The 21809-nt window shown below is 70.1% G+C and carries 18 protein-coding genes and 1 pseudogene; 13 read left to right on the top strand and 6 right to left on the bottom strand.

Annotation, left to right across the window (positions count from 1 at the left end; genetic code table 11):
- Positions 1-12 precede the first annotated feature (12 nt).
- The 4 genes from ACTMVF_RS10460 to ACTMVF_RS10445 form a co-directional block, all read right to left on the bottom strand.
- On the bottom strand, positions 13-738 hold the full coding sequence (locus tag ACTMVF_RS10460) for a class I SAM-dependent methyltransferase (protein ID WP_441270666.1): 726 nt from the start codon (positions 736-738) through the stop codon (positions 13-15).
- A gap of 153 nt (positions 739-891) precedes the next feature.
- Complete coding sequence (locus ACTMVF_RS10455; RefSeq protein WP_441270665.1) at positions 892-3369, bottom strand: SpoIIE family protein phosphatase; 2478 nt, start codon at positions 3367-3369, stop codon at positions 892-894.
- A 163-nt stretch (positions 3370-3532) separates the two neighbouring features.
- Entirely contained in the window at positions 3533-5917 is a 2385-nt protein-coding gene (locus ACTMVF_RS10450) for an MFS transporter (protein WP_441270664.1), read from the bottom strand.
- A gap of 146 nt (positions 5918-6063) precedes the next feature.
- Positions 6064-6507, bottom strand: coding sequence for an SRPBCC family protein (locus tag ACTMVF_RS10445; protein WP_403333953.1), 444 nt, complete (start codon positions 6505-6507; stop codon positions 6064-6066).
- Positions 6508-6764: 257 nt separating this feature from the next.
- Between ACTMVF_RS10445 and ACTMVF_RS10440 the strand changes: the two genes are divergently transcribed.
- The 4 genes from ACTMVF_RS10440 (at position 6765) to ACTMVF_RS10425 (ending at position 10560) form a co-directional block, all read left to right on the top strand.
- Positions 6765-7808, top strand: coding sequence for an Rv2578c family radical SAM protein (locus tag ACTMVF_RS10440; protein ID WP_441270663.1), 1044 nt, complete (start codon positions 6765-6767; stop codon positions 7806-7808).
- 136 nt (positions 7809-7944) lie between these two features.
- A complete protein-coding gene (locus tag ACTMVF_RS10435) occupies positions 7945-9522 on the top strand; it encodes an alpha/beta hydrolase (RefSeq protein WP_441270662.1) in 1578 nt (525 codons plus the stop codon).
- Positions 9523-9587: 65 nt separating this feature from the next.
- Positions 9588-9986: a RidA family protein gene (locus tag ACTMVF_RS10430; protein ID WP_441270661.1), complete on the top strand. Its 399-nt coding sequence runs from the start codon at positions 9588-9590 to the stop codon at positions 9984-9986.
- 40 nt (positions 9987-10026) lie between these two features.
- The gene (locus tag ACTMVF_RS10425; RefSeq protein ID WP_441270660.1) at positions 10027-10560 is read left to right on the top strand and encodes an N-acetyltransferase family protein; all 534 of its coding nucleotides are present in this window, start codon (positions 10027-10029) and stop codon (positions 10558-10560) included.
- A 112-nt stretch (positions 10561-10672) separates the two neighbouring features.
- Here ACTMVF_RS10425 and ACTMVF_RS10420 read toward each other — a convergent pair whose 3' ends face one another.
- A complete protein-coding gene (locus ACTMVF_RS10420; RefSeq protein WP_441270659.1) occupies positions 10673-11302 on the bottom strand; it encodes an adenylosuccinate lyase in 630 nt (209 codons plus the stop codon).
- Between the two features lie 377 nt (positions 11303-11679).
- Between ACTMVF_RS10420 and ACTMVF_RS10415 the strand changes: the two genes are divergently transcribed.
- From ACTMVF_RS10415 to ACTMVF_RS10405, 3 genes are all read left to right on the top strand, one after another.
- Entirely contained in the window at positions 11680-13497 is a 1818-nt protein-coding gene (locus ACTMVF_RS10415; protein WP_441270658.1) for a 3-hydroxyacyl-CoA dehydrogenase family protein, read from the top strand.
- 208 nt (positions 13498-13705) lie between these two features.
- Positions 13706-14518 carry a TetR family transcriptional regulator gene (locus tag ACTMVF_RS10410; RefSeq protein ID WP_403333965.1) on the top strand — a complete coding sequence of 271 codons (813 nt, stop codon included), beginning with the start codon at positions 13706-13708 and terminating at the stop codon, positions 14516-14518.
- 168 nt (positions 14519-14686) lie between these two features.
- The gene (locus tag ACTMVF_RS10405; RefSeq protein ID WP_441270657.1) at positions 14687-14905 is read left to right on the top strand and encodes a hypothetical protein; all 219 of its coding nucleotides are present in this window, start codon (positions 14687-14689) and stop codon (positions 14903-14905) included.
- On the opposite strand, the gene ACTMVF_RS10400 is transcribed toward ACTMVF_RS10405, so the two are convergent.
- Positions 14902-15120, bottom strand: a complete 219-nt coding sequence (locus tag ACTMVF_RS10400) for an FAD-dependent oxidoreductase (protein WP_441270656.1) — start codon at positions 15118-15120, stop codon at positions 14902-14904. The two genes, ACTMVF_RS10405 and ACTMVF_RS10400, sit on opposite strands and share 4 nt — an antisense overlap.
- A gap of 35 nt (positions 15121-15155) precedes the next feature.
- On the opposite strand from ACTMVF_RS10400, the pseudogene ACTMVF_RS10395 reads away from it, so the two are divergent.
- The 6 genes and pseudogenes from ACTMVF_RS10395 to ACTMVF_RS10370 form a co-directional block, all read left to right on the top strand.
- Positions 15156-15365: pseudogene (locus ACTMVF_RS10395) on the top strand (helix-turn-helix domain-containing protein); the annotation flags it as partial.
- 330 nt (positions 15366-15695) lie between these two features.
- Complete coding sequence (gene ccrA, locus ACTMVF_RS10390; RefSeq protein WP_441270655.1) at positions 15696-17039, top strand: crotonyl-CoA carboxylase/reductase; 1344 nt, start codon at positions 15696-15698, stop codon at positions 17037-17039.
- An 18-nt stretch (positions 17040-17057) separates the two neighbouring features.
- On the top strand, positions 17058-19106 hold the full coding sequence (locus ACTMVF_RS10385; protein ID WP_441270654.1) for a protein meaA: 2049 nt from the start codon (positions 17058-17060) through the stop codon (positions 19104-19106).
- The gene (locus tag ACTMVF_RS10380; protein WP_030948307.1) at positions 19103-20065 is read left to right on the top strand and encodes an HpcH/HpaI aldolase/citrate lyase family protein; all 963 of its coding nucleotides are present in this window, start codon (positions 19103-19105) and stop codon (positions 20063-20065) included. The genes ACTMVF_RS10385 and ACTMVF_RS10380 overlap by 4 nt, the downstream gene beginning before the upstream one ends.
- 5 nt (positions 20066-20070) lie before the next feature.
- Positions 20071-20583 carry a MaoC family dehydratase gene (locus ACTMVF_RS10375; RefSeq protein WP_030948303.1) on the top strand — a complete coding sequence of 171 codons (513 nt, stop codon included), beginning with the start codon at positions 20071-20073 and terminating at the stop codon, positions 20581-20583.
- A gap of 2 nt (positions 20584-20585) precedes the next feature.
- Positions 20586-21791, top strand: a complete 1206-nt coding sequence (locus ACTMVF_RS10370) for an acyl-CoA dehydrogenase family protein (RefSeq protein ID WP_031475707.1) — start codon at positions 20586-20588, stop codon at positions 21789-21791.
- The last annotated feature ends 18 nt before the right edge of the window (positions 21792-21809 follow it).

The raw sequence follows: 21809 nt of genomic DNA, 5'->3' as shown, positions 1-21809 counted from the left end.
TCCTTCGTACCGTCACGCCGTACGGCCCGCCACGACCCACTTCGACGGCAGCTCGATCCGTGTGCCGTCGGGCCCGTACTCGGTGGTGACCAGCGGCAGTTCGCCGCTCGCGAGGACGGTGAGCCCGGCCGCGCGCAGATACTCGGGCACCGCGTCGTCGGCGACCTCGCCCGGGGCGATGCCGTGCCGGAAGATGGGTGCGAGCTTGGGCGGCGGTCCCGCCGGGTGCTGGGCGAGGCCCATCAGGACGGGCTTGGCGGACTCGGAGAGTTCGACGAGGAAGGCCCGGCCCCGCTCGCCGACCAGCGTGGCGATGCCGTCCACCATGGGCTGCCGGTCGTCGGGCTCGGCCTGGTGGAGCACACCCCGCATGTAGACGTTGGCGTCGCCGAGTTCGGCGTGCAGCGTCTCGGCCTCGGACTTCTCCCCGGCGTCGAACAGCCGGTACGTCGCCTGCCCGGCGGGATCCGCCTGCCGGGCGTGGTCGAGGGCCGCGGCGGACAGGTCCGCGCCGAGAACGTGCCGGAAGCGGTCGGCGAGGAAACGGGTCTGGGTGCCGTTGCCGCAGCCGAGGTCCACCATCGGCAGGCCGGGATCGGCCAGGTGCGCGTCGAAGAGGGCCAGATGACGGCCTGCGGTCAGGGCCGGCTCCGCATCCCAGAACACCGCCCCCTGTTCGGCCGGGGCCGCACGCCAGAAACCCTCCCAGGCCTCCCGGTATCGACTGGTCACGCTCATGCCCGACTCCCCAGGGTGCGACGCCGACCCGTCGTCGAGTGACGGGCCCATACGGTTTATCGCGGCCTGGGCGCGGCTACAAGCGCGTGGCGCATTCCTTCACTCCGCATTCGAGACCGATACGCCGTCGTACGCCCCTCGGGGCACAAGTGATCAGCGGCGCGGGAGCGTGAGTTCGAACCAGACGGTCTTGCCGGCGCTCGTACGGCTCGTGCCCCACTCGCGCGCCAGCGTGCTCACCACACGCAGCCCCCGCCCGGCCTCGTCGCCGGGCCCGGCGTTGAGCAGCGTCGGCAGTTCGTGATCGTCGTCGTCCACTTCGCACAGCAGCGTGTCGCCGCGGATGAGGCGCAGTGCGACGGGACGGCTGTGGGAGTGCCGTACGGCGTTGGTGACGAGCTCGCCGACCAGCAGTTCGGCGGTGTGGACGAGGCGGGACAGGCCCCACTCGTGCAGCTGTTCCCGGACGACGGCGCGGGCCCGGCCGACCTGTCCAGGGTCGAGGTCGATGCGCCATTCGGCGACGTCGTCCGGCTCGATGCCGTTGAGGCGGGCCAGCAGCAGGGCGACGTCGTCCTTGCGTCCGCCCCGTGTGTTGAGGGCGCGGATGATCGTGTCGCACGCGTCGTCCATGGACGCGGCCGGATGGGCGGCGGACTCGCACAGGGTCGCGAGACCGACACCGATGTCCTCGCCGCGCACCTCGACGAGGCCGTCGGTGCACATCACGATCCGGTCGCCGGGCTCCACGCGCACGCTCACCGCCTCGAAGGGCACCCCTCCGACGCCGATCGGCGCACCCGTGGGCAGGTCGAGCAGCTCACTGCGCCCGTCCTCGGCGCGGACCAGGACGGGCGGGATGTGGCCGGCGTTGGCGAGGTGCAGTTCGCTCGCGATCGGGTCGTAGACGGCGTACAGACAGGTCGCGAGGTAGGTGTCACCGAGGCGCTGGGCGAGGTCGTCGAGGTTGCGCAGGAGCTGGGCGGGCGGCAGGTCGAGGGCGGCCATGGTCTGGACGGCCGTGCGCAACTGCCCCATCATTGCGGCGGAGTTGAGGCCGTGGCCCATGACGTCGCCGACGACGAGGGCGGTGCGGGCGCCGGGCAGCTTCACGGAGTCGAACCAGTCGCCGCCGACCCGGCCGAGCAGGGTGCCGGGCAGATAGCGGGTGGCGATGTCGCAGCCCGCCATGCGCGGCGGGATGTGCGGCAGCATGCTGTCCTGGAGGGTCTCGGCGACGCTCTCCTGGTAGGTGTACATGCGCGCGTTGTCGAGCACGAGGCCCGCGCGGGCGGCGAGTTCGGCGCCGGTGACCCGGTCCATGTCGTTGAACTCGACGCGCTCCGGGTGGCGCAGCAGGATCATGAAGCCGAGGACGACATTGCGGGCCTTGAGCGGCACGACCAGCATCGAACGGCCGGTGATCAGCGGCCTGATGTCGCGCTTCTCGAACTGCGAGGCGATCGCGTGCCCCATCTGCTCGCTGATGCGTGGCACCAGGACGGGCTCGCCGCTGGTCATGCACTGGAAGAACGGCGTGTGCGCCGGGAACGGCATGGCCTCGCCGACCGGCACGACGTCGTCCCAGCGGCCGGGTTCGTCGGTGTGCTCGACGGCGACCCGGTGCCACATGGTGGTCGTGTCCGGCACGCCCTCGGGGAACCCCTCGCCGGCGACGACCTGTTCGCGCAGATAGGTGCCGGCGACGTCGGTGAAGCGGGGCACGACGGCCTTGCTGACCTCGATGATGGTCCGGGCCAGGTCGAGGGAGGTGCCGATCCGGCCGCTGACCTCGTTCAGGAACTCCAGGCGTTCGCGTACTGCGGCGTATTCGAGGTCCTCGACCTCGTCGGCGTACTCCTGCGCTAACGGCAGGCCCTCGGCGGCGGCCCGGGCGGCCCGCTCCCGGCGTGCCCTGCGCTCCACGCGCCGGGGAACACCCCAGTCGGGGGTGACCGGGACCCGGTCGTTCTGGCTGAACTCCAGTACCGGATAGCCGAGTTCGAGGACCTGCCCGACGATGCGGGCGCCCTCCTCGACGCTCATGCTGGGCAGGATCTCGGGGAGCCGGCGGGCGAGTTCCTCGGCGCCGGGGAAGTCGGTGTGCAGGGCGAAGCCGGGGGCGACGCGTTCGAAGCCGGTGGGCTCGTCGGGTTCGCTGCCCTGCTGAAGTGCGCCCACATCGGCGCCGAGCACCAGCAGCCGCTCCGGCCCGGGCCCCACCAACGGGTACGCCCACCACAGGACGTCGACCCGGTCGCTCCCCCACCCTGCGGACGGGGGGACCCCCATCTCGCTTCGCTCGGGCACGGTGAGGCGGGCGCGGCCCGCAGCCGGGTAGAACAGCCGCCCGTCGAGGGACGATTCGAGGTCGTGACCGAGACCGTCGTACGCCCCGTAGCCGCCGTACGGCGCGAGGTCGTCCTCGTCGGGGAGCGCGCCGGAGACGGGCAGCAGATCGACGGCCGGGCGTCCGAGCGCCTCCTCCTTGGCGGCGCCGAACAGCCGGCGTGCGCCGGAGCTCCAGTGGGAGACGAGGCCCTCGCGGTCCACCACGACGACGGCAAGCGGGACTCGGCCGGCCGCGGCGTGTTCTGTCACCGCGCCGTCCCTCTCGGTGCCACGGTCCATGGAAGGCCCTCTCTCCCCACGGCTCCGCAAGATCTGTGCCGCCTGGTCCACCGTACGGCTCCCGGCGGAGGTGATGTGCGGCAATAGGGGAATTGGTGTGACGGGATCCGAGGGCCGGCCCGCGCCGCGTCCGCGCAGGACAGCGACGGTGCCGGTCGTCGGCTCAGTCGTCGTGCCCGAGCTGAAGGTCGCGTTCCGTTCGGTCTCCTCCGGCGACTTGGAGCACGGTGGCGACCGGCGGGTAACCCGTGGCGATGAGGGTGTACTCCCCACTGGAGAGGTCGACGAACCGGAAGGTTCCGTCGGGGCCGGTGGTGAGCGTGTCCCTGACGTTGCCGGCCGGGTCGAGCAGCGTCACGCGCGCGTCCTCGACGGGCCGCCCACCGCCCGCCCGCACGGTGCCGCGCAGTGTGGCGCCGCCGGCCAGTTCGATGTCCTGGCGTGTCTCACGGGCCACCTGGACGGTGACGGGGACGGCGGCCGGGCGGAAGGCGGGCGAGCTCGCCGCGAGGGTGTACTGGCCGGCCACCAACTCGGTGATGACATAGCCGCCGTCGTGGCCGCTGCGAGTCGTGGCGACGACCTCGCCGTACACGTCGGTGAGCGTGACGGTGGCGTCCACGGGTGTGCCGTCCGGGGTACGCACGTTCCCGGCGAGGCGTCCGGCGCCACCGAGGACGATGTCCAGCTCCACGGGGTGCTCGCCGACGGTCACGGAGACGGCCTGCGGCTGATGACCGCCCGCCGACGCGATCAGCACGTACGGTCCCGGGGCGGGCGTCGCCAGCGCGTACCGCCCGTCCTCGCCGCTCGCGCCGCGCCCGACCTGCTGCCCGGCCACGTCGATGAGCGTGAGCGCCGCGCGCGGTACGCCCGTTGCGTCCGGGTGCTGAACCGTGCCGCAGACGGGAACTCCGGCGGCGTACGGCGAACGGGCCGACGGGAGCTGGGCGTCCACCAGCGCCGCATCCGGCTCCGTCGCCGGGACGCTGTGGGACACCAGGGGCCTTTCCTTGAGGAAGAAGGCGATGAGCAGGCCGAGCACGAGCACCGGCACGAGGTAGAGGAAGATCCTCGGCATGGCGTCGGCGTAGGCCCGCACGTAACCGTCGCGCAGCGCCGCGGGCATGGCGTGGACGAGCTGCGGAGTGATGGACTCGGGATCGGGCAGCTCACCGCCCGCGCGCGTGGGCAGGCGTTCGGCCAGGGCGTCGGCGAGCCGGTCGGCGAAGAGGGTGCCGAAGAGCGCCGCGCCGACGCTGCCGCCGATCTGCCGGAAGTAGTTGTTGGCGCTGGTGGCGGTGCCGAGGTCGGCGGGGCGCACGGAGTTCTGCACGGCGAGGATCAGGACCGGCATCACCATGCCGATGCCGGCGCCGAGGACGGCCATCCACATGCTGTAGTGCAGCCGGGGCGTGTCGACTTCCAGGCGGGACAGCAGCCACATGCCGATGACCGAGAGCGCGCTGCCGAGCACGGGGTAGATCTTGTAGCGGCCGGTGTGGCTGATGAGTTGACCGGCGACGATCGAGGTGCCGACGATGCCGGCCATCATCGGCAGCATCAGCAGGCCGGACTCGGTGGCCGTGGCCCCGTCGACCATCTGCAGGAAGGTCGGCAGATAGCCGGCAGCACCGAAGAGGGCGACACCGATCACGAGGCCGACCAGGCTGGTGACGTTGAAGACGGGGTCCCTGAACAGCCGCAGCGGGATGAGGGGTTCGACGGCGAAGTGCTCGACGACGAGGAACAGGACGGTGGAGACGACCGCTCCCGCGCCGAGGCCGAGGATGACACGCGAGTCCCAGGCGTATTCGGTGCCGCCCCAACTGGTCAGCAGGACCAGGCAGGTGGAGGCGGCGGCGAGGAGCAGCGAGCCGAGGATGTCGAGCCGGGCCTTGGCCTTGGGCTTCGGCAGTTTCAGGACGACGGTGACGACGGCCAGGGTGACGAGGCCGAAGGGCACGTTGATGTAGAAGCACCACCGCCAGGAGAGGTGGTCCGTGAAGTAACCGCCCAGCAGGGGTCCGGCGACCGAGGCGAGGCCGAACGCGGCGCCGATCAGGCCCATGAAGCGGCCGCGCTCCCGGGGCGGCACGATGTCCGCGACGATCGCCTGGACGCCGATCATGAGCCCGCCCGCTCCGACGCCCTGGATCGCGCGGTAGGCGATCAGCTGGTCCATGGTCTCGGCCCGTCCGGCGAGCGCGGAGCCGACGACGAAGACGACGATCGCGAACTGGAAGACGCCCTTGCGGCCGAGGAGATCGCCGAGCTTGCCGTAGATGGGCAGTCCGACGGTGGCGGTGAGCAGGTAGGCGGTGATCGCCCAGGACATCCTGTCCAGGCCGTGCAGCTCACCGACGATCTTCGGCAGCGCGGTGGCGACGATCATCTGCTCCAGCGCGGCCAGCAGCAGCGCGAGCATCAGCGCGAGGAAGACCAATCGCACCCGGCGCGGGCTCAGTCGGGTCTCCGCGCCCTGGGGCGGAGCCTGTGGAGGCGGTGCGGTGACGGTCTCGTCCTGCACCAAAGTCGCGCCGCCCACGTTCCGCTCCCCTCGCCGCACCTGCTCACATTTCCCGCATTAAGCGACAACTACGAGCAAGCACGGCGAGTTACGGCGCCACCCCGGACACGACGGAGATCCACTCGATCCGGTGAGGAGGCCAAGGGCCCTCGGACACCAGGGACTTACTTCGCGACCTCAGCGGCAAGCTTGTCGAGCACGGCGTCGTAGATCCGGCCGAGACCCTTGGGCGCGAAGGTCCTCTCGAAGAAGCCGCCGATGCCGCCGGCGCCCTGCCAGGTGGTGGTGACGACGACCCGGGACTTGCCCTCGCCGGCCGGGGTGACCCGCCAGGTGGTGACCATGGAGGAGTTGCGGTCCTTCTCGACGAGCTCGCCGTCGGTCGGCTCGGTGACCTCCAGAAGGCAGTCGCGCACACGCTTGCTGGTGGCCTGGAGCTTCCAGTGGACGAGGGTGCCCTCGCCGTCGCCGCCCTCACGCACCTCGTACTCGCTGAAGTGCTCGGGGAGCAGATTCGCGCGCGTGCCGCTGTAGTCGGCGAGGGCGTCGAACACCTTCTCCGCGTCCGCCGCGACGACCCGCTCCGTAGTGGCCTCGACCTGCGCCATTGACTTCCTCCAGGACCAGAATTCTCGGGGGTTGGGGCAAGCCAACCACCCCGCTCCCGGACCGCCCAAATCGGGGTCCCGCTCAGCTCCCCGAAGCGATCACACATCGATCGAAAACGAAGCCAGGGACAGAAACCCGGGACAGAAACCCAGGACAGGAGCCCGGCACAGAAGCCGGGAGAGAAGCCTGGGATAGAGGTCGCACGATCAAGGGAACATGTGTTCTATTCTGGGGGCAGTGCTACCGAGGAGGCGTCATGCGCTGGGAGAACCTCACCCTGGAGTCCGACCACAGCCGGGCCGACTCCGCGCTGTTCGGCGCGGACGCCGTAGTGACCCGCACCTTCGACACGCCCGAGTTCGCCGGCATCACGTTCCACGAGATCCGGGCGCGCTCGATCATCAACCGGGTGCCGGGCGCCTCGCGGATGCCCTTCGAGTGGACGGTGAACCCCTATCGGGGCTGCACGCACGCGTGCGTGTACTGCTTCGCCCGCAAGACCCACAGCTATCTGGACCTCGACACGGGCCTCGGCTTCGACTCCCAGATCGTGGTCAAGGTGAACGCCCCGGAGCTGCTGCGCCGCCAGCTCTCCTCGCGCCGCTGGCAGGGCGATCACATAGCGATGGGCACGAATGTCGACTGCTACCAGCGCGCCGAGGGCCGCTACCGCCTGATGCCGGGCATCCTCGCCGCCCTGCGCGACCACGCCAACCCCTACTCGATCCTGACCAAGGGCACGCTGATCCTGCGCGACCTCGACCTGCTGAAGCAGTCCGCCGAGGTGACCGACGTCGGCATATCCGTCTCGGTCGGCTTCACCGACGCCGAACTGTGGCGCACCGTGGAGCCGGGCACGCCCGCCCCCGAGCGCCGCCTCGAGGTCGTACGGACCCTGGCCGAGCACGGCCTCGGATGCGGTGTGCTGATGGCACCGGTGATTCCCTTCCTGAGCGACAGCCCGGCACAACTGCGGGCCACCGTGCGGGCGATCGCCGCCTCCGGGGCCACCTCCGTCACGCCGCTGGTGCTGCATCTGCGGCCGGGGGCCCGCGAGTGGTTCATGGCCTGGCTCGGCCGCGAGCACCCGCATCTGGTCCGCCGTTACGAACGGCTGTACGCGGACGGCGCCTACGCGCCGAAGTGGTACCAGCGCCGGATCACCCGCCAGGTCCACGACCTGGCACAGGAGTACGGCATCGGCCCCACGCGCGCGGGCATGCCCCGGCGGATCCGCGAGCCCGAACCGGAGCCCGCCGAGCACACGCGGCCCGAACCGACCCAACTCTCACTCATCTGAGGGCATTGGAGCGCATCCCTCGACCCAATCGGGTCAAGTCCCGCCGGAACGAGTTGTTCCGGTCGCCCTTTCCGGGACGAATGCGGCAGGGACCGCGACACTCGCGGCCCGCGCCCCTCCGTCCTGGAAGGACCCCATGAGAGAACGCGCAGCCGTACTGTGCGGCGCCGCCGCCGTCGTGGCCGGGGCCCTGACGGCCGTCCCCGCAGAGGCGAGCCCGCCGCCCCCCGCGGACACCGCTCACGCCGCACCCCTCACCTGGAACAAGTGCGGCACCAAGAAGTACCCGACGCTCCAGTGCGCGTCCCTCGCGGTGCCGCTCGACCACTCCCGTCCGCGGGGGCGGCAGATCACGCTCGCGCTGTCCCGCGTCCCGCACACCGCGAAGAAGTACCAGGGCCCCCTGCTGGTCAACCCGGGCGGCCCCGGCGCCAGCGGCCTGACGCTCGCCGGATTCGTGGCCGCCGCACTGCCCAAGGCGGTGGCGGCGCAGTACGACGTCATCGGCTTCGACCCGCGCGGAGTCGGCAAGAGCAAGCCGGCCCTCGACTGCAGGCCCGGCCACTTCGCCGCGGTGCGCCGGGACGCCGTGCCGAGCACGGCACAGATCGAGCAGGCCAACCTCGCACGTGCCAAGGCCTTCGCCCGGGCCTGTGGCGAGAAGTACGGGGACGTACTGCCGTACATCGACACGATCAGCGCGGTGCGGGACATGGACCGGATCCGTGCCGCACTCGGCGCGCGGCAGATCAACTACTTCGGCTACTCGTACGGCACCTATCTCGGCGCGGTCTACGCGAAGCTCTTCCCGGAGCGGGTGCGGCGCGCGGTCCTGGACTCGGTCGTCGACCCCACCGGTGTCTGGTACGACGACAACCTCGCGCAGGACCACGCCTTCAACGACCGGCACCGCGCGTTCATGGCATGGATCGCCAAGCACGACACGACGTACCGGCTCGGCACCGATCCGCAGCGGGTCGAGGCGCAGTGGTACGCGATGCGGGCGGCCCTCGCCAGGAAGGCGGCCGGCGGCAAGGTGGGCGCCTCCGAGCTGGAGGACACCTTCATCCCCGGCGGCTACTACAACGGCTACTGGCCCTACCTCGCCGAGGCGTTCGCGGCGTATGTGAACGGCAAGGACGCCGACCCGTTGGTCGAGGCGTACGAGAAGTTCGGCGCCGCCGACGCGTCCGACGACAACGGCTACAGCATCTACACCTCGGTGCAGTGCCGTGACGCCGCCTGGCCGCGCGACTGGCGCGAGTGGCAGGCGGACAACTGGGCCGCGTACGCGAAGGCGCCGTTCATGACCTGGAACAACGCCTGGTACAACGCGCCGTGCGCATTCTGGCCGACGAGCTCGCTCGCCCCGCTGAACGTCGCCAACGGCAAGGTCCCCCCGGTGCTGCTGTTCCAGGCGACCGAGGACGCGGCCACCCCGTACGAGGGCGCCGTCACCGTGCACCGGCTGCTGGCCCGCTCCAGTCTGGTGGTCGAGCGGGGCGGCGGTAACCACGGCATCACGCTGGGCGGGAACGCCTGCCTGGACAAACGCCTCGCGGCCTACCTGACCGACGGCACGGTGCCGCGCGGCCGGGGTGGGGTCGACGCGGTGTGCGAGGCGCTGCCCGACCCGAAGCCGGTGAGTTCCAAGGTCGTGTCCACGTCGTCGCGCGGCGGCGAACTGCACGAGCTGCTCGGCTTCCGGCGCTAGCGCAGGCTCTGAGCGCCTGACGGTCCGTCGGGGGCGTTGTCAGACCCATGGTCCACCATGGACGCATGAGTGAGCTGATCAGGATTCCCGCCCCCGACGGAGTCGCCCCCGCCGCCCAGTACACGCATGTCGTGCTCGGCTCCGGCCGTTTCGTCGCCGTCTCCGGCCAGCTCGCCCTGGACGAGGACGGCAAGCTGGTCGGCGAGGGCGACCCGGCGGCCCAGGCCCGCCAGGTCTTCGAGAATCTGCGGCGCTGCCTGGCCGCGGCCGGCGCGACTTTCGACGATGTCGTCAAACTCACCTACTTCGTCACGGACATGGCGCACATGCCCGCGATCCGCGCGGCCCGCGCCGAGCACATACCCGACGACCGGCTACCGGCCGCGTCGGCGGTGCGGGTCGCCGGGCTGGTACGGCCGGAGTTCCTGATGGAGGTCGAGGCCTTCGCGGTGCTGCCGGGTTGATGGAAGGCGAGCCCGGGTGGCTGGTGTCTACGGTGCCGTCATGGACGACGACGGCACACTGATCCGCCCCATGACCCTGGCCGACTGCGCGCGCGTCGCCGAGATCCGTATCGGCGGCTGGCAGAGCGCCTACAAGGGCCTCATCCCGCAGTCCCACCTGGACGCCCTCGACGTGGCACAGGACGCCGAGCGCCGCCGCGCCCTCTTCACGCAGGCCGACGGGAGGGTGGTGAACCTGGTCGCCGAGCACCACGGCGAGGTCGTCGGCTGGGCCTGCCACGGACCGTACCGCGACGGCGAAGTGCGCACCGAGGACGCCGAGTTGTACGCCCTCTACGTGCACCCCGGGCGGTACGGCGGCGGCGTCGGGCACACCCTGCTCCAGGAATCGCTGCGCCGGTGCACGGCCGCCGGGCACACGCGCATGCTGCTCTGGGTCCTCGGGCACAACACCCGTGCCCGGCGCTTCTACGAGCGGGCGGGTTTCCGCCCGGACGGCTCCGAGGAGCCCTTCGAGGTGGACGGCGTGGAGGTGCCCGAGGTGCGGTACGCGCGGGAGCTGGTGCCGGGCTGACAGCCACCGTCGGCGCAGGTGCCCGCGGGTTTCTTTTCAGGTGTCCGCGTGCCCTGCGGCAGCCGGGCCGGCCCGCCGCGACCGGGCTCGGCACAGGGCCCGTGGATCGCCGTCAGGCATCAGGCGCATCACCGCCGCGCGAGTCGCCGCCGACCGGCCGGGAGCCTCCCCTCTGACGAGGGATCCGCGCCAGCGCACGCACCGCCGCCTCCGCGAGGGCCGGGTGGGCCAGTGCCTCGTTCAGGACGCGTCTGGCCCGGGTGTCGCCGAGCGCGCCGAGGCCCTCCACGCAGGCGAGGGCCACGCGGCGGTAGGGGTCGTGCGGGCGCAGGCGGCGCTCCAGGGTGGTGATGAGGGCGGGCACGGCCTCGGGGGCGCGCAGCTCGACCAGGAGCAGGACGGGGTGCAGGGCGTAGGCGACGCGTAGTTCGTTGGTGGCGAGGGCGGCCGCCGCGCGGGCCGTGCGCGGGTCGCCGAGCCGGGCGAGGGCGTGAGCGGCGGAGGCACAGCGCTGCGGGTCACGATGGTTCAGGAGCAGGACGAGCGACTCGAAGGCCCGGCGGTCCCCGGCGAGGCCCAGCCGGAAGGCGGCCAACTCCCTGGCCCACAGCGGCTGTCCGGGCGCGGTGAGCACCTCGGCGAGTTCGTCGAGGTGCTCGGTCGCCACGAGGCGGTCGTACGCGGCCGACGCTCCGGACTCCTGCCGTAAGCGCTCCGTGAGTGATCGCAACTCTTCGTCCATGAAGCCGAGCGTATGCAAGCGGCGCGCCTCGCGGGACCTACATCACAAAGACGAGGTCTGGCGCGCTCGTTACCCACGGGTTAAGCTCATACGAGCGAGTCACCCACTCGCAGATTTGCTTGCAGCGGCCTGGTGACGCAGCCGCCGCGAGTGCTGGTCGGTTCGGTACATCACGTACCTCTCAGTACGACTCGGCTCCGGGACAGGGCCGGTCGGATCCACCGTTCCCCGGGGCGTGTGCGCGCTCCCGGTGACGGCACCGGGCGTGTGCGCCAGTAGCCCGGCAACACCCGCACTCACTCCTTTCGCACCCGGTGCGCCTCCTCGGCGCACCCGGGCGCGCTTCCAGTCGTCACCCTCATTCCTGGAGTCCCGCGATGGCCACTCCCCTGTCCGACACCGCGTCCGACACCCCTCTGTCCCCGCTCAAGACCGTTGCCGTCGTCGGCCTCGGCACCATGGGCACCGGCATCGCCGAGGTCCTGGCCAAGGCCGGTCGCGAGGTCATCGGCATCGACATCAGCGAGGCCGCGGCCGCCAAGGCCGTCGCCGCCCTGGAGTCCTCGACCGCCCGTGCCGTGGAGCGCGGCCGACTGACCGAGGAGGAGCGCGCGGAGGCCCTCGCCCGCGTCCGCACCTCCACCGACCTGCGGGCGGCGGCTGACGCGGACCTGGTCATCGAGGTGGCGCCGGAGTCGTACGACGTCAAGCAGCAGATCTTCCGCGAGTTGGACGGGATCGTGCGCCCCGAGACGATCCTGGCGACCGGCACCAACGCCCTGTCCGTCACGCGGCTGGCCGCGGACTCGGCCCGCCCGGAGCGCGTGCTCGGTCTGCACTTCTTCAACCCGGCGCCGGCGATGCGCCTGGTCGAGGTCGTCTCCTCCGTGCTGACCGCGCCGCAGGCCGTGACCGCGGTCACGAACCTCGCCCTCGATCTCGGCAAGGAGCCCGTCGCGGTCGGCGACCGGCCCGGTTTCGTCGCCGACGGGCTGCTGTTCGGCTACCTCAACCAGGCCGCCGCGATGTACGAGGCGAAGTACGCCTCCCGCGAGGACATCGACGCCGCGATGCGGCTGGGCTGTGGGCTGCCGATGGGCCCGCTGGCCCTGCTCGACCTGATTGGCATCGACACCGCGCGCAGGGTCCTGGAGGCCATGTACGCCGAGTCGCGCGACCGGCTGCACGCGCCCGCGCCGATCCTCAAGCAGCTCAGCGAGGCGGGCCTGACGGGCCGTAAGTCGGGCCGTGGCTTCTACACGTACGAGGCTCCGGGCAGCGCCACCGTCGTGCCGGACGGGCTGACGCCGCGGGACGACGCCGCCCTGACCCCCGGCCGGACGGTCCGCTCGGTCGGTGTCGCGGGCTCCGGCACCATGGCGTCCGGTATCGCCGAGGTCTTCGCCAAGGCCGGGTACGAGGTCGTGCTCGCCGCCCGCAGCGAGGAGAAGGCGCAGGCCGCGAAGGCCCGTATCGGCAAGTCGCTTTCCCGCTCTGTCGACAAGGGGCGGATGACCGCCGAGGCCGCCGCGCAGACCCTGGACCTGATCACCGCGGCGGGTTCGTACGACGCGTTCGCCGACGTCGACCTGGCCGTCGAGGCGGTCGCCGAGGACCTGGAGATCAAGCGGCAGCTGTTCGCGACGCTGGACAAGGTCTGCAAGCCGGGCGCGGTGCTGGCCACCACCACCTCGTCGCTGCCCGTCGTCGCCTGTGCCCGTGCCACCTCGCGTCCGCAGGACGTGATCGGCATGCACTTCTTCAACCCGGCGCCGGCGATGAAGCTGGTCGAGGTCGTCCGTACGGTGCTCACGGCCGACGACGTCCACTCCACGGTCCGCGAGGTCTGCGGCAAGATCAAGAAGCACGCCGTGGACTGCGGTGACCGGGCCGGATTCATCGTCAACGCGCTGCTGTTCCCGTACCTGAACAACGCGATCAAGATGGTGCAGGAGCACTACGCGACGCTCGACGACATCGACGCGGCGATGAAGCTGGGCGGCGGCTACCCGATGGGTCCGTTCGAGCTGCTGGACGTCGTCGGGCTCGACGTCTCCCTGGCGATCGAGAAGGTCCTGCACCGCGAGTTCCGCGACCCGGGTCTCGCCCCGGCGCCGCTCCTGGAGCACCTGGTGGCCGCGGGCTGCCTCGGCCGCAAGACGGGCCGCGGCTTCCGCGAATATGCCCGGCGCTGAGCGGCCCGGCGACTGGTTCAGAAGCGGTCAGGAGTGGGGCGGGCTGCTGGACCCCGGCAGCTCGCCCCCGGCCGCCCCGCGCAGCTCTCCCCCGGCCGACCGAAGCAGCTCGCCGCCATCCGCCCGACCCGGCACTCCCCCGTCCGCCCAGGGCGGGGGAAACCCCGTGCATGCGCATCAAGCTGCGCACATGCAGTACGTTCGGGTCATGCCCCAGCCCGCCAAGTCCTCACGTACACCAGCCACGCCCGACGCACCGGAAAGTGCCGCCGGCAGTCGCGCGGCCGCCCAACGGCTCAAGATGCGCCGCGAACTGGCGGCCGCGGCGATGGAGCTGTTCGCGACCAAGGGGTACGAGGCGACCACCGTCGACGAGATCGCGGCCGCGGCCGGGGTCGCCCGCCGCACGTTCTTCCGCCACTTCCGCTCCAAGGAAGAGGCGATCTTCCCGGACCACGACGACACCCTGATCCGCGCCGAGGCGGTGCTCAACGCCGCACCGGCCCATGAGCACCCGCTCGACACGGTGTGCCGCGGTATCAAGGAAGTCATGCGGATGTACGCGGCCCGGCCGGAGATCTCGGTCGCCCGCTACAAGCTGACGCGCGAGGTACCCACCCTGCGCGAGGCGGAGATCGCGTCGGTGGCCCGCTACGAGCGCCTCTTCACGCGCTACCTCCTCGGCCACTTCGACGAACACGCCCACGACGACGACGCCAACGACGACCCGCTGCTGGCGGAGGTCGCCGCGTCCGCCGTGGTCACCGCGCACAACCACGTCTTGCGGCGCTGGCTGCGGGCGGGGGGCCAGGGCGATGTGGAGGCGCAGCTCGACCACGCCTTCGCGATCGTGCGGCGGACGTTCGGGACGGGTATCGGGGCCGGCCGGGAGACCGCGCCGCGTACGGCGCCTGCCTCCGTGGCGGCGCAGGGGGAGGTGCTGGTGACGGTGGCCAGGACCGACGCGCCGCTGGACGAGGTGATGCGGACCATCGAGCAGGCGCTGAAGGAGCGGGCCTAGGCGAACGGGCCCGGGCCGGCGGACCCAGGTCGGCGGATTCATACCGGCGGACTCAGGCCGCTACGCAGGGTGCTCGTGATGGCTCCCTCAGTGGGAACCATCGCGTCGGCTCATCCGTCCTCCATGTCGAAGCACGATCTTCATGGGCCGTGACGGAAGTGAGTTGCCATGCAGACGAACGACCCGAGCAAGCTCGAAGCCACGCTGGCCGACGGGCGGCGCATGACCCTGTCCCTCGCCGCGACGGACGCGAAGTGGGCGGCCGAGGGCATAAAGGGCCTGCGCACCGTCCCGCCCACCCACACGGGCCGCGGGGAGGAGCCTCCCGCCCTCCCCGAGGAGCCGGCGCTCCCCCTGCAGGTGGCGCTGCTCGGCCTGGGCGCCTAGCGCCGACCTGAAGGCGCCGGACCGACCGGCCCGGCGCGAACCGGGCCGCCGGCCCCGGTTCCGCCCCCCGTCAGCAGCCCGGCGACCAGCCGTCCCGTCGCCGGGGCCGGCATCACGCCCAGCATGTTGTGGCCGGTGGCGAGCAGGACACGGGGACGGCCCGGGAGCGGGCCGATCAAGGGCAGGCCGTCCGGGGTCATCGGGCGCGGCCCCATCCACTCCTGTTCCCGCCGCTCCGTGGGCGGAGTGCGGCTTCCAGCTCATACGGACCGCCGACCGGCTCGCCATCCACCGGAACACGCTGCTGTACCGGCTGACGAAGATCGAGGAGCTCGCGGGCCGCGGGGTGCGGGAGCCGCGGACGGCGATGGCGCTGTACCTGGCCTGCCCGGCCGACGCTCTCCAGCGCCGCGCTTCAGCACCGCCCCATTCCACCCGATTGATACCTACTCACGGGTAGCTTTGATCGATCATCGCTCATTTGTTACGTAAAGATTTCATCTGAGAGCAAGTTCTGGCACTCGGTGCCTTGCCAGGTGACACGCCGTGCCATACGTTGAAGGTGTCCGGGCGGCCGGCGTGCAGAGACCATTCGTACGCCGGCTGTCCCCGCAAGCCCCCTCCCGGGCCTGCGCGCCCGGACGCCTGCGTCACAGGCAACCTCCCGCGCCACAAAGCGCTGCCGAACAGCACCACCCGCCGAACCGACGGCAACCACCACAACCCTCAGCAGCACCGACGTAACCCTCAGCGCCCCTCCCTCAGGGCGCTCACCGCCGGAGGCAACACCGTGACCGTGAAGGACATTCTGGACGCGATCCAGTCGCCGGAATCGACGCCGGCCGACTTCGCCGCCCTGCCGCTCCCCGAGTCGTACCGCGCGATCACCGTGCACAAGGACGAGACGGAGATGTTCGCGGGACTGGAGACCCGCGACAAGGACCCGCGCAAGTCGATCCACCTCGACGACGTGCCGCTGCCCGAGCTCGGCCCGGGCGAGGCCCTGGTGGCCGTGATGGCCTCCTCGGTCAACTACAACTCGGTGTGGACGTCGATCTTCGAGCCGCTGTCGACGTTCGGATTCCTGGAGCGCTACGGCCGCACCAGCGAGCTGGCCAAGCGCCACGACCTGCCGTACCACATCATCGGCTCCGACCTCGCGGGCGTCGTCCTGCGCACCGGCCCGGGCGTCAACTCCTGGAAGCCCGGTGACGAGGTCGTCGCGCACTGTCTGTCCGTCGAGCTGGAGTCCAGCGACGGCCACAACGACACGATGCTCGACCCCGAGCAGCGCATCTGGGGCTTCGAGACCAACTTCGGCGGCCTCGCCGAGATCGCCCTGGTCAAGTCCAACCAGCTGATGCCCAAGCCGGGTCACCTCAGCTGGGAGGAAGCCGCGGCCCCGGGCCTGGTCAACTCCACCGCGTACCGCCAGCTGGTCTCCCGCAACGGCGCCGGCATGAAGCAGGGCGACAACGTCCTGATCTGGGGCGCGAGCGGCGGACTCGGCTCGTACGCCACGCAGTTCGCCCTCGCCGGCGGCGCCAACCCCATCTGCGTCGTGTCCTCGCCGCAGAAGGCGGACATCTGCCGCTCGATGGGCGCCGAGGCGATCATCGACCGCAACGCCGAGGGCTACAAGTTCTGGAAGGACGAGCAGACCCAGGACCCGAAGGAGTGGAAGCGCTTCGGCAAGCGCATCCGTGAGCTCACCGGCGGCGAGGACATCGACATCGTCTTCGAGCACCCCGGCCGCGAGACCTTCGGCGCCTCGGTCTTCGTCACCCGCAAGGGCGGCACCATCACCACCTGCGCCTCGACCTCGGGCTACATGCACGAGTACGACAACCGCTACCTGTGGATGTCCCTGAAGCGGATCATCGGCTCGCACTTCGCCAACTACCGCGAGGCCTGGGAGGCCAATCGGCTCATCGCGAAGGGCAAGATCCACCCCACCCTGTCGAGGGTCTACTCCCTGGAGGAGACCGGCCAGGCCGCGTTCGACGTGCACCGCAACCTCCACCAGGGCAAGGTCGGCGTCCTGTGCCTGGCCCCCGAGGAGGGCCTGGGTGTGCGCGATGAGGAAATGCGCGCCCAGCACATCGACGCCATCAACCGCTTCCGCAACATCTGAGAGCAGTCGAGGTCATAGATGACTGAGCGTCAGCCTGCCGAAGGCAAGCGGGAGAAGGACCGGCCGTGGCTCATGCGGACCTATGCCGGTCACTCCACGGCCGAGGCGTCCAACGAGCTGTACCGGCGCAACCTCGCCAAGGGCCAGACGGGTCTGTCGGTCGCGTTCGACCTGCCGACCCAGACCGGCTACGACTCCGACCACATCCTCGCCCGCGGCGAGGTCGGCCGGGTCGGCGTGCCCGTCGCGCACCTCGGTGACATGCGCCGGCTGTTCCAGGACATCCCCCTGGAGCAGATGAACACCTCGATGACGATCAACGCCACCGCCATGTGGCTGCTGGCGCTCTACCAGGTCGTCGCCGAGGAGCAGGGCGCGGACATCACCAAGCTCCAGGGCACGACCCAGAACGACATCGTCAAGGAGTACCTGTCGCGGGGGACCCATGTCTTCCCGCCGGGGCCCTCACTCCGGCTGACGACGGACATGATCGCGTACACGGTCTCCCACATCCCGAAGTGGAACCCGATCAACATCTGCAGCTACCACCTGCAGGAGGCGGGCGCCACGCCGGTCCAGGAGATCGCGTACGCGATGTCCACCGCGATCGCGGTTCTCGATGCCGTACGCGACTCAGGGCAGGTCCCCGCCGAGAAGTTCGGGGACGTCGTGGCCCGTATCTCCTTCTTCGTGAACGCGGGTGTCCGCTTCATCGAGGAGATGTGCAAGATGCGGGCGTTCGGGCGGATCTGGGACCAGGTCACGCGCGAGCGGTACGGCATCGAGAACCCCAAGCAGCGCCGCTTCCGGTACGGCGTCCAGGTCAACTCCCTCGGCCTGACCGAGGCGCAGCCGGAGAACAACGTCCAGCGGATCGTGCTGGAGATGCTGGCCGTGACCCTCTCCAAGGACGCACGCGCGCGTGCCGTCCAGCTGCCCGCCTGGAACGAGGCCCTGGGCCTCCCCCGGCCCTGGGACCAGCAGTGGTCGCTGCGGATCCAGCAGGTCCTGGCGCACGAGAGCGACCTGCTGGAGTACGAGGACATCTTCGAGGGCTCGCACGTCATAGAGGCGAAGGTGAGCAAGCTCGTCGAGGAATCCCTCGCGGAGATCGAGCGGATCCAGGAGATGGGCGGCGCGATGGCCGCCGTCGAGTCCGGCTACCTCAAGTCGCAGCTCGTCTCCTCCCACGCCGAGCGCCGGGCCCGGATCGAGTCCGGGCAGGAGAAGATCATCGGCGTCAACATCTTCGAGACGACCGAGCCCAACCCCCTGACGGCCGACCTCGACACGGCCATCCAGACGGTCGACCCGGCCGTCGAGGCCCGTGTCATCGCCTCCCTCCAGCACTGGCGCGACACCCGCTACCAGCCGCCCTTCAACCACCCGCGTCCCTGCAAGGCGCTGGAGAAGCTGAAGGAGGCCGCCAAGGGCACCGCCAACCTCATGGAGGCCACCCTGGAGTGCGCCCGCGCCGGGGTCACGACCGGCGAGTGGGCCGGGGCGCTGCGCGAGGTGTTCGGCGAGTTCCGGGCGCCGACGGGTGTGTCGTCGGCCCCGGTGGCGGTCCCCGCCGAGGAGGGCTCGGCCATGAGCGAGGTGCGCCGCAAGGTCGACCTGACGGCCAAGGACCTCGGCGTCGGCAAGCTGCGCTTCCTCGTCGGCAAGCCCGGCCTGGACGGGCACTCCAACGGCGCCGAGCAGATCGCCGTGCGGGCCCGTGACGCCGGGTTCGAGGTGGTCTACCAGGGCATCCGGCTCACCCCGGAGCAGATCGTGGACGCGGCCGTCGCGGAGGACGTGCACGCGGTCGGCCTGTCGATCCTCTCCGGCTCGCACGCCCAGCTGGTGCCGGACGTCCTGGAGCGGCTCCGTGTGGCCGGTGCCACAGATATACCGGTGATCGCCGGTGGCATCATCCCGAATGGTGACGCCGAGCAGCTCCGAGCCGCCGGAGTGGCCGCCGTCTTCACCCCGAAGGACTTCGACATCACCGGAATCATCGGCCGCATCGTCGACGAGATCCGGAAAGCGAACAAGCTCGACCCCCTGGAGGTCCCCGCATGACCACGGTCAACCGCCTTCGCCCCCGGCGTTCCTGCCTGGCGGTACCGGGCTCGAACCCGCGCTTCCTGGAGAAGGCCCAGGGCCTCCCCGCCGACCAGGTCTTCCTGGACCTGGAGGACGCGTGCGCGCCGCTCGCCAAGCCCGAGGCGCGGCACACCATCGTCAAGTTCCTCAACGAGGGCGACTGGACGGGTAAGACGCGGGTCGTGCGCGTCAACGACTGGACGACCGAGTGGACGTACCGCGATGTCGTCACGGTCGTCGAGGGCGCCGGCCAGAACCTCGACTGCATCATGCTGCCGAAGGTCCAGACGGCCGAGCAGATCGTCGCTCTCGACCTCCTCCTCACCCAGATCGAGAAGACGATGGGCTTCGAGGTCGGCAAGATCGGCATCGAGGCGCAGATCGAGAACGCCCAGGGCCTCAACAACGTCAACGAGATCGCGACGGCGTCCCAGCGCGTCGAGACGATCATCTTCGGCCCGGCCGACTTCATGGCGTCCATCAACATGAAGTCGCTGGTCGTGGGCGAGCAGCCGCCCGGCTACCCGGCGGACGCCTACCACTACATCCTGATGAAGATCCTCATGGCGGCCCGCGCCAACAACCTCCAGGCGATCGACGGCCCCTACCTCCAGATCCGCAACATCGACGGCTACCGCGAGGTCGCCCAGCGCGCCGCGGCCCTCGGCTTCGACGGCAAGTGGGTGCTGCACCCGGGCCAGGTCGAGGCGTCCAACGAGATCTTCTCGCCCTCGCAGGAGGACTACGACCACGCCGAGCTGATCCTGGACGCGTACGACTACTACACGTCCGAGGCGGGCGGCAAGAAGGGCTCCGCGATGCTCGGCGACGAGATGATCGACGAGGCCAGCCGCAAGATGGCGCTGGTCATCTCCGGCAAGGGCCGTGCGGCCGGCATGCAGCGCACCAGCAAGTTCGAGATCCCGGAGGCCTGACCGCCATGCAGTTCGGACGCACCTACGAGGAGTTCGAGGTCGGGGCGACGTACAAGCACTGGCCGGGCAAGACGGTCACGGAGTACGACGACCACCTGTTCTGTCTCCTCACCATGAACCACCACCCGCTCCACATGGACACCAACTATGCGGAGAAGACGACCGACTTCGGCAAGAACGTCGTCGTAGGCAACTACATCTACTCCCTCCTGCTCGGCATGAGCGTGCCGGACATCTCCGGCAAGGCGATCGCCAACCTGGAGATCGAGTCGCTCAAGCACGTGGCGCCGACCTTCCACGGCGACACGATCTACGGCCAGACGACCGTGCTCGACAAGTGGCCGTCCAAGTCGAAGAACGACCGCGGCATCGTCTACGTCGAGACCAAGGGCTACAAGCAGGACGGCACGCTGGTCTGCGTGTTCCGCCGCAAGGTCATGGTGCCGACCGAGACGTACATCAAGGAGCGCGGCGGCGAGCAGCCGGGCCGCCCCGAGCTCAAGGAGCAGGAGAAGTAGCCATGGCGCGACTCGCCCAGACCGCCGGTCTGACCGACATTCAGCAGGAGATCCTCTCCACCGTCCGCGACTTCGTGGACAAGGAGATCATCCCGGTCGCGACCGAGCTGGAGCACCGCGACGAGTACCCGCAGCAGATCGTCGACGGCCTCAAGGAATTGGGCCTCTTCGGTCTGATGATCCCCGAGGAGTACGGCGGTCTGGGCGAGTCCCTCCTGACGTACGCGCTGTGCGTCGAGGAGATCGCTCGCGGCTGGATGTCGGTGTCCGGCATCATCAACACGCACTTCATCGTGGCGTACATGCTCAAGCAGCACGGCACGCAGGAGCAGAAGGACCACTTCCTGCCGAGGATGGCGGCCGGCGACATCCGTGGCGCCTTCTCGATGTCGGAGCCGGGCCTGGGCTCCGATGTGTCGGCCATCACGTCGAAGGCGGTGAAGGACGGTGAGGAGTACGTCCTGAACGGCCAGAAGATGTGGCTGACGAACGGCGGAACGTCGTCTCTGGTCGCCGTACTCGTCCGAAGTGACGAAGGACACCCCGAGGGCACCGCGCCCCACAAATCGATGACGACCTTCCTGGTGGAGAAGGAGCCCGGCTTCGGAGAGGTCCGCCCCGGCCTCACCATCCCGGGCAAGATCGACAAGATGGGCTACAAGGGCGTCGACACGACCGAGCTCATCATGGACGGCCTGCGCATTCCGGCCAATCGGGTGCTGGGTGGCGTAACGGGCCGAGGTTTTTACCAGATGATGGACGGCGTCGAAGTCGGGCGCGTCAATGTGGCGGCGCGTGGCTGTGGCGTCGCTCAGCGTGCGTTCGAGCTCGGCGTCCAGTACGCCCAGCAGCGACACACCTTCGGCAAACCGATCGCCCAGCACCAGGCGATCCAGTTCAAGCTGGCCGAGATGGCTACCAAGGTCGAGGCCGCGCATGCCATGATGGTGAACGCGGCACGCAAAAAGGATTCAGGGGAACGAAACGACCTTGAGGCTGGGATGGCGAAGTACCTCGCCTCCGAGTACTGCAAGGAGGTCGTGGAGGATGCCTTCCGGATCCATGGCGGCTACGGCTTCTCCAAGGAGTACGAGATCGAGCGCCTCTACCGTGAGGCTCCGATGCTGCTTATCGGTGAAGGTACCGCCGAGATCCAGAAAATGATCATCGGTCGCAGGTTGCTCGAAGAGTATCGGTTCCAGGGCTGATTATCCGCATACGGGGTG

The organism is Streptomyces sp. SD31 (genome assembly GCF_052068475.1).
Lineage (GTDB): Bacteria > Actinomycetota > Actinomycetes > Streptomycetales > Streptomycetaceae > Streptomyces.
This window is presented reverse-complemented; position numbering and strand designations above follow the sequence as displayed.

Coding starts and splice junctions, on each gene's coding strand:
- ACTMVF_RS10460 (WP_441270666.1), bottom strand. CDS start 738: ATGAGCGTGACCAGTCGATACCGGGAGGCCTGGGAGGGTTTCTGGCGT.
- ACTMVF_RS10455 (WP_441270665.1), bottom strand. CDS start 3,369: ATGGACCGTGGCACCGAGAGGGACGGCGCGGTGACAGAACACGCCGCG.
- ACTMVF_RS10445 (WP_403333953.1), bottom strand. CDS start 6,507: ATGGCGCAGGTCGAGGCCACTACGGAGCGGGTCGTCGCGGCGGACGCG.
- ACTMVF_RS10440 (WP_441270663.1), top strand. CDS start 6,765: ATGCGCTGGGAGAACCTCACCCTGGAGTCCGACCACAGCCGGGCCGAC.
- ACTMVF_RS10435 (WP_441270662.1), top strand. CDS start 7,945: ATGAGAGAACGCGCAGCCGTACTGTGCGGCGCCGCCGCCGTCGTGGCC.
- ACTMVF_RS10430 (WP_441270661.1), top strand. CDS start 9,588: ATGAGTGAGCTGATCAGGATTCCCGCCCCCGACGGAGTCGCCCCCGCC.
- ACTMVF_RS10425 (WP_441270660.1), top strand. CDS start 10,027: ATGGACGACGACGGCACACTGATCCGCCCCATGACCCTGGCCGACTGC.
- ACTMVF_RS10420 (WP_441270659.1), bottom strand. CDS start 11,302: ATGGACGAAGAGTTGCGATCACTCACGGAGCGCTTACGGCAGGAGTCC.
- ACTMVF_RS10415 (WP_441270658.1), top strand. CDS start 11,680: ATGGCCACTCCCCTGTCCGACACCGCGTCCGACACCCCTCTGTCCCCG.
- ACTMVF_RS10410 (WP_403333965.1), top strand. CDS start 13,706: ATGCCCCAGCCCGCCAAGTCCTCACGTACACCAGCCACGCCCGACGCA.
- ACTMVF_RS10405 (WP_441270657.1), top strand. CDS start 14,687: ATGCAGACGAACGACCCGAGCAAGCTCGAAGCCACGCTGGCCGACGGG.
- ACTMVF_RS10400 (WP_441270656.1), bottom strand. CDS start 15,120: ATGGGGCCGCGCCCGATGACCCCGGACGGCCTGCCCTTGATCGGCCCG.
- ACTMVF_RS10385 (WP_441270654.1), top strand. CDS start 17,058: ATGACTGAGCGTCAGCCTGCCGAAGGCAAGCGGGAGAAGGACCGGCCG.
- ACTMVF_RS10380 (WP_030948307.1), top strand. CDS start 19,103: ATGACCACGGTCAACCGCCTTCGCCCCCGGCGTTCCTGCCTGGCGGTA.
- ACTMVF_RS10375 (WP_030948303.1), top strand. CDS start 20,071: ATGCAGTTCGGACGCACCTACGAGGAGTTCGAGGTCGGGGCGACGTAC.
- ACTMVF_RS10370 (WP_031475707.1), top strand. CDS start 20,586: ATGGCGCGACTCGCCCAGACCGCCGGTCTGACCGACATTCAGCAGGAG.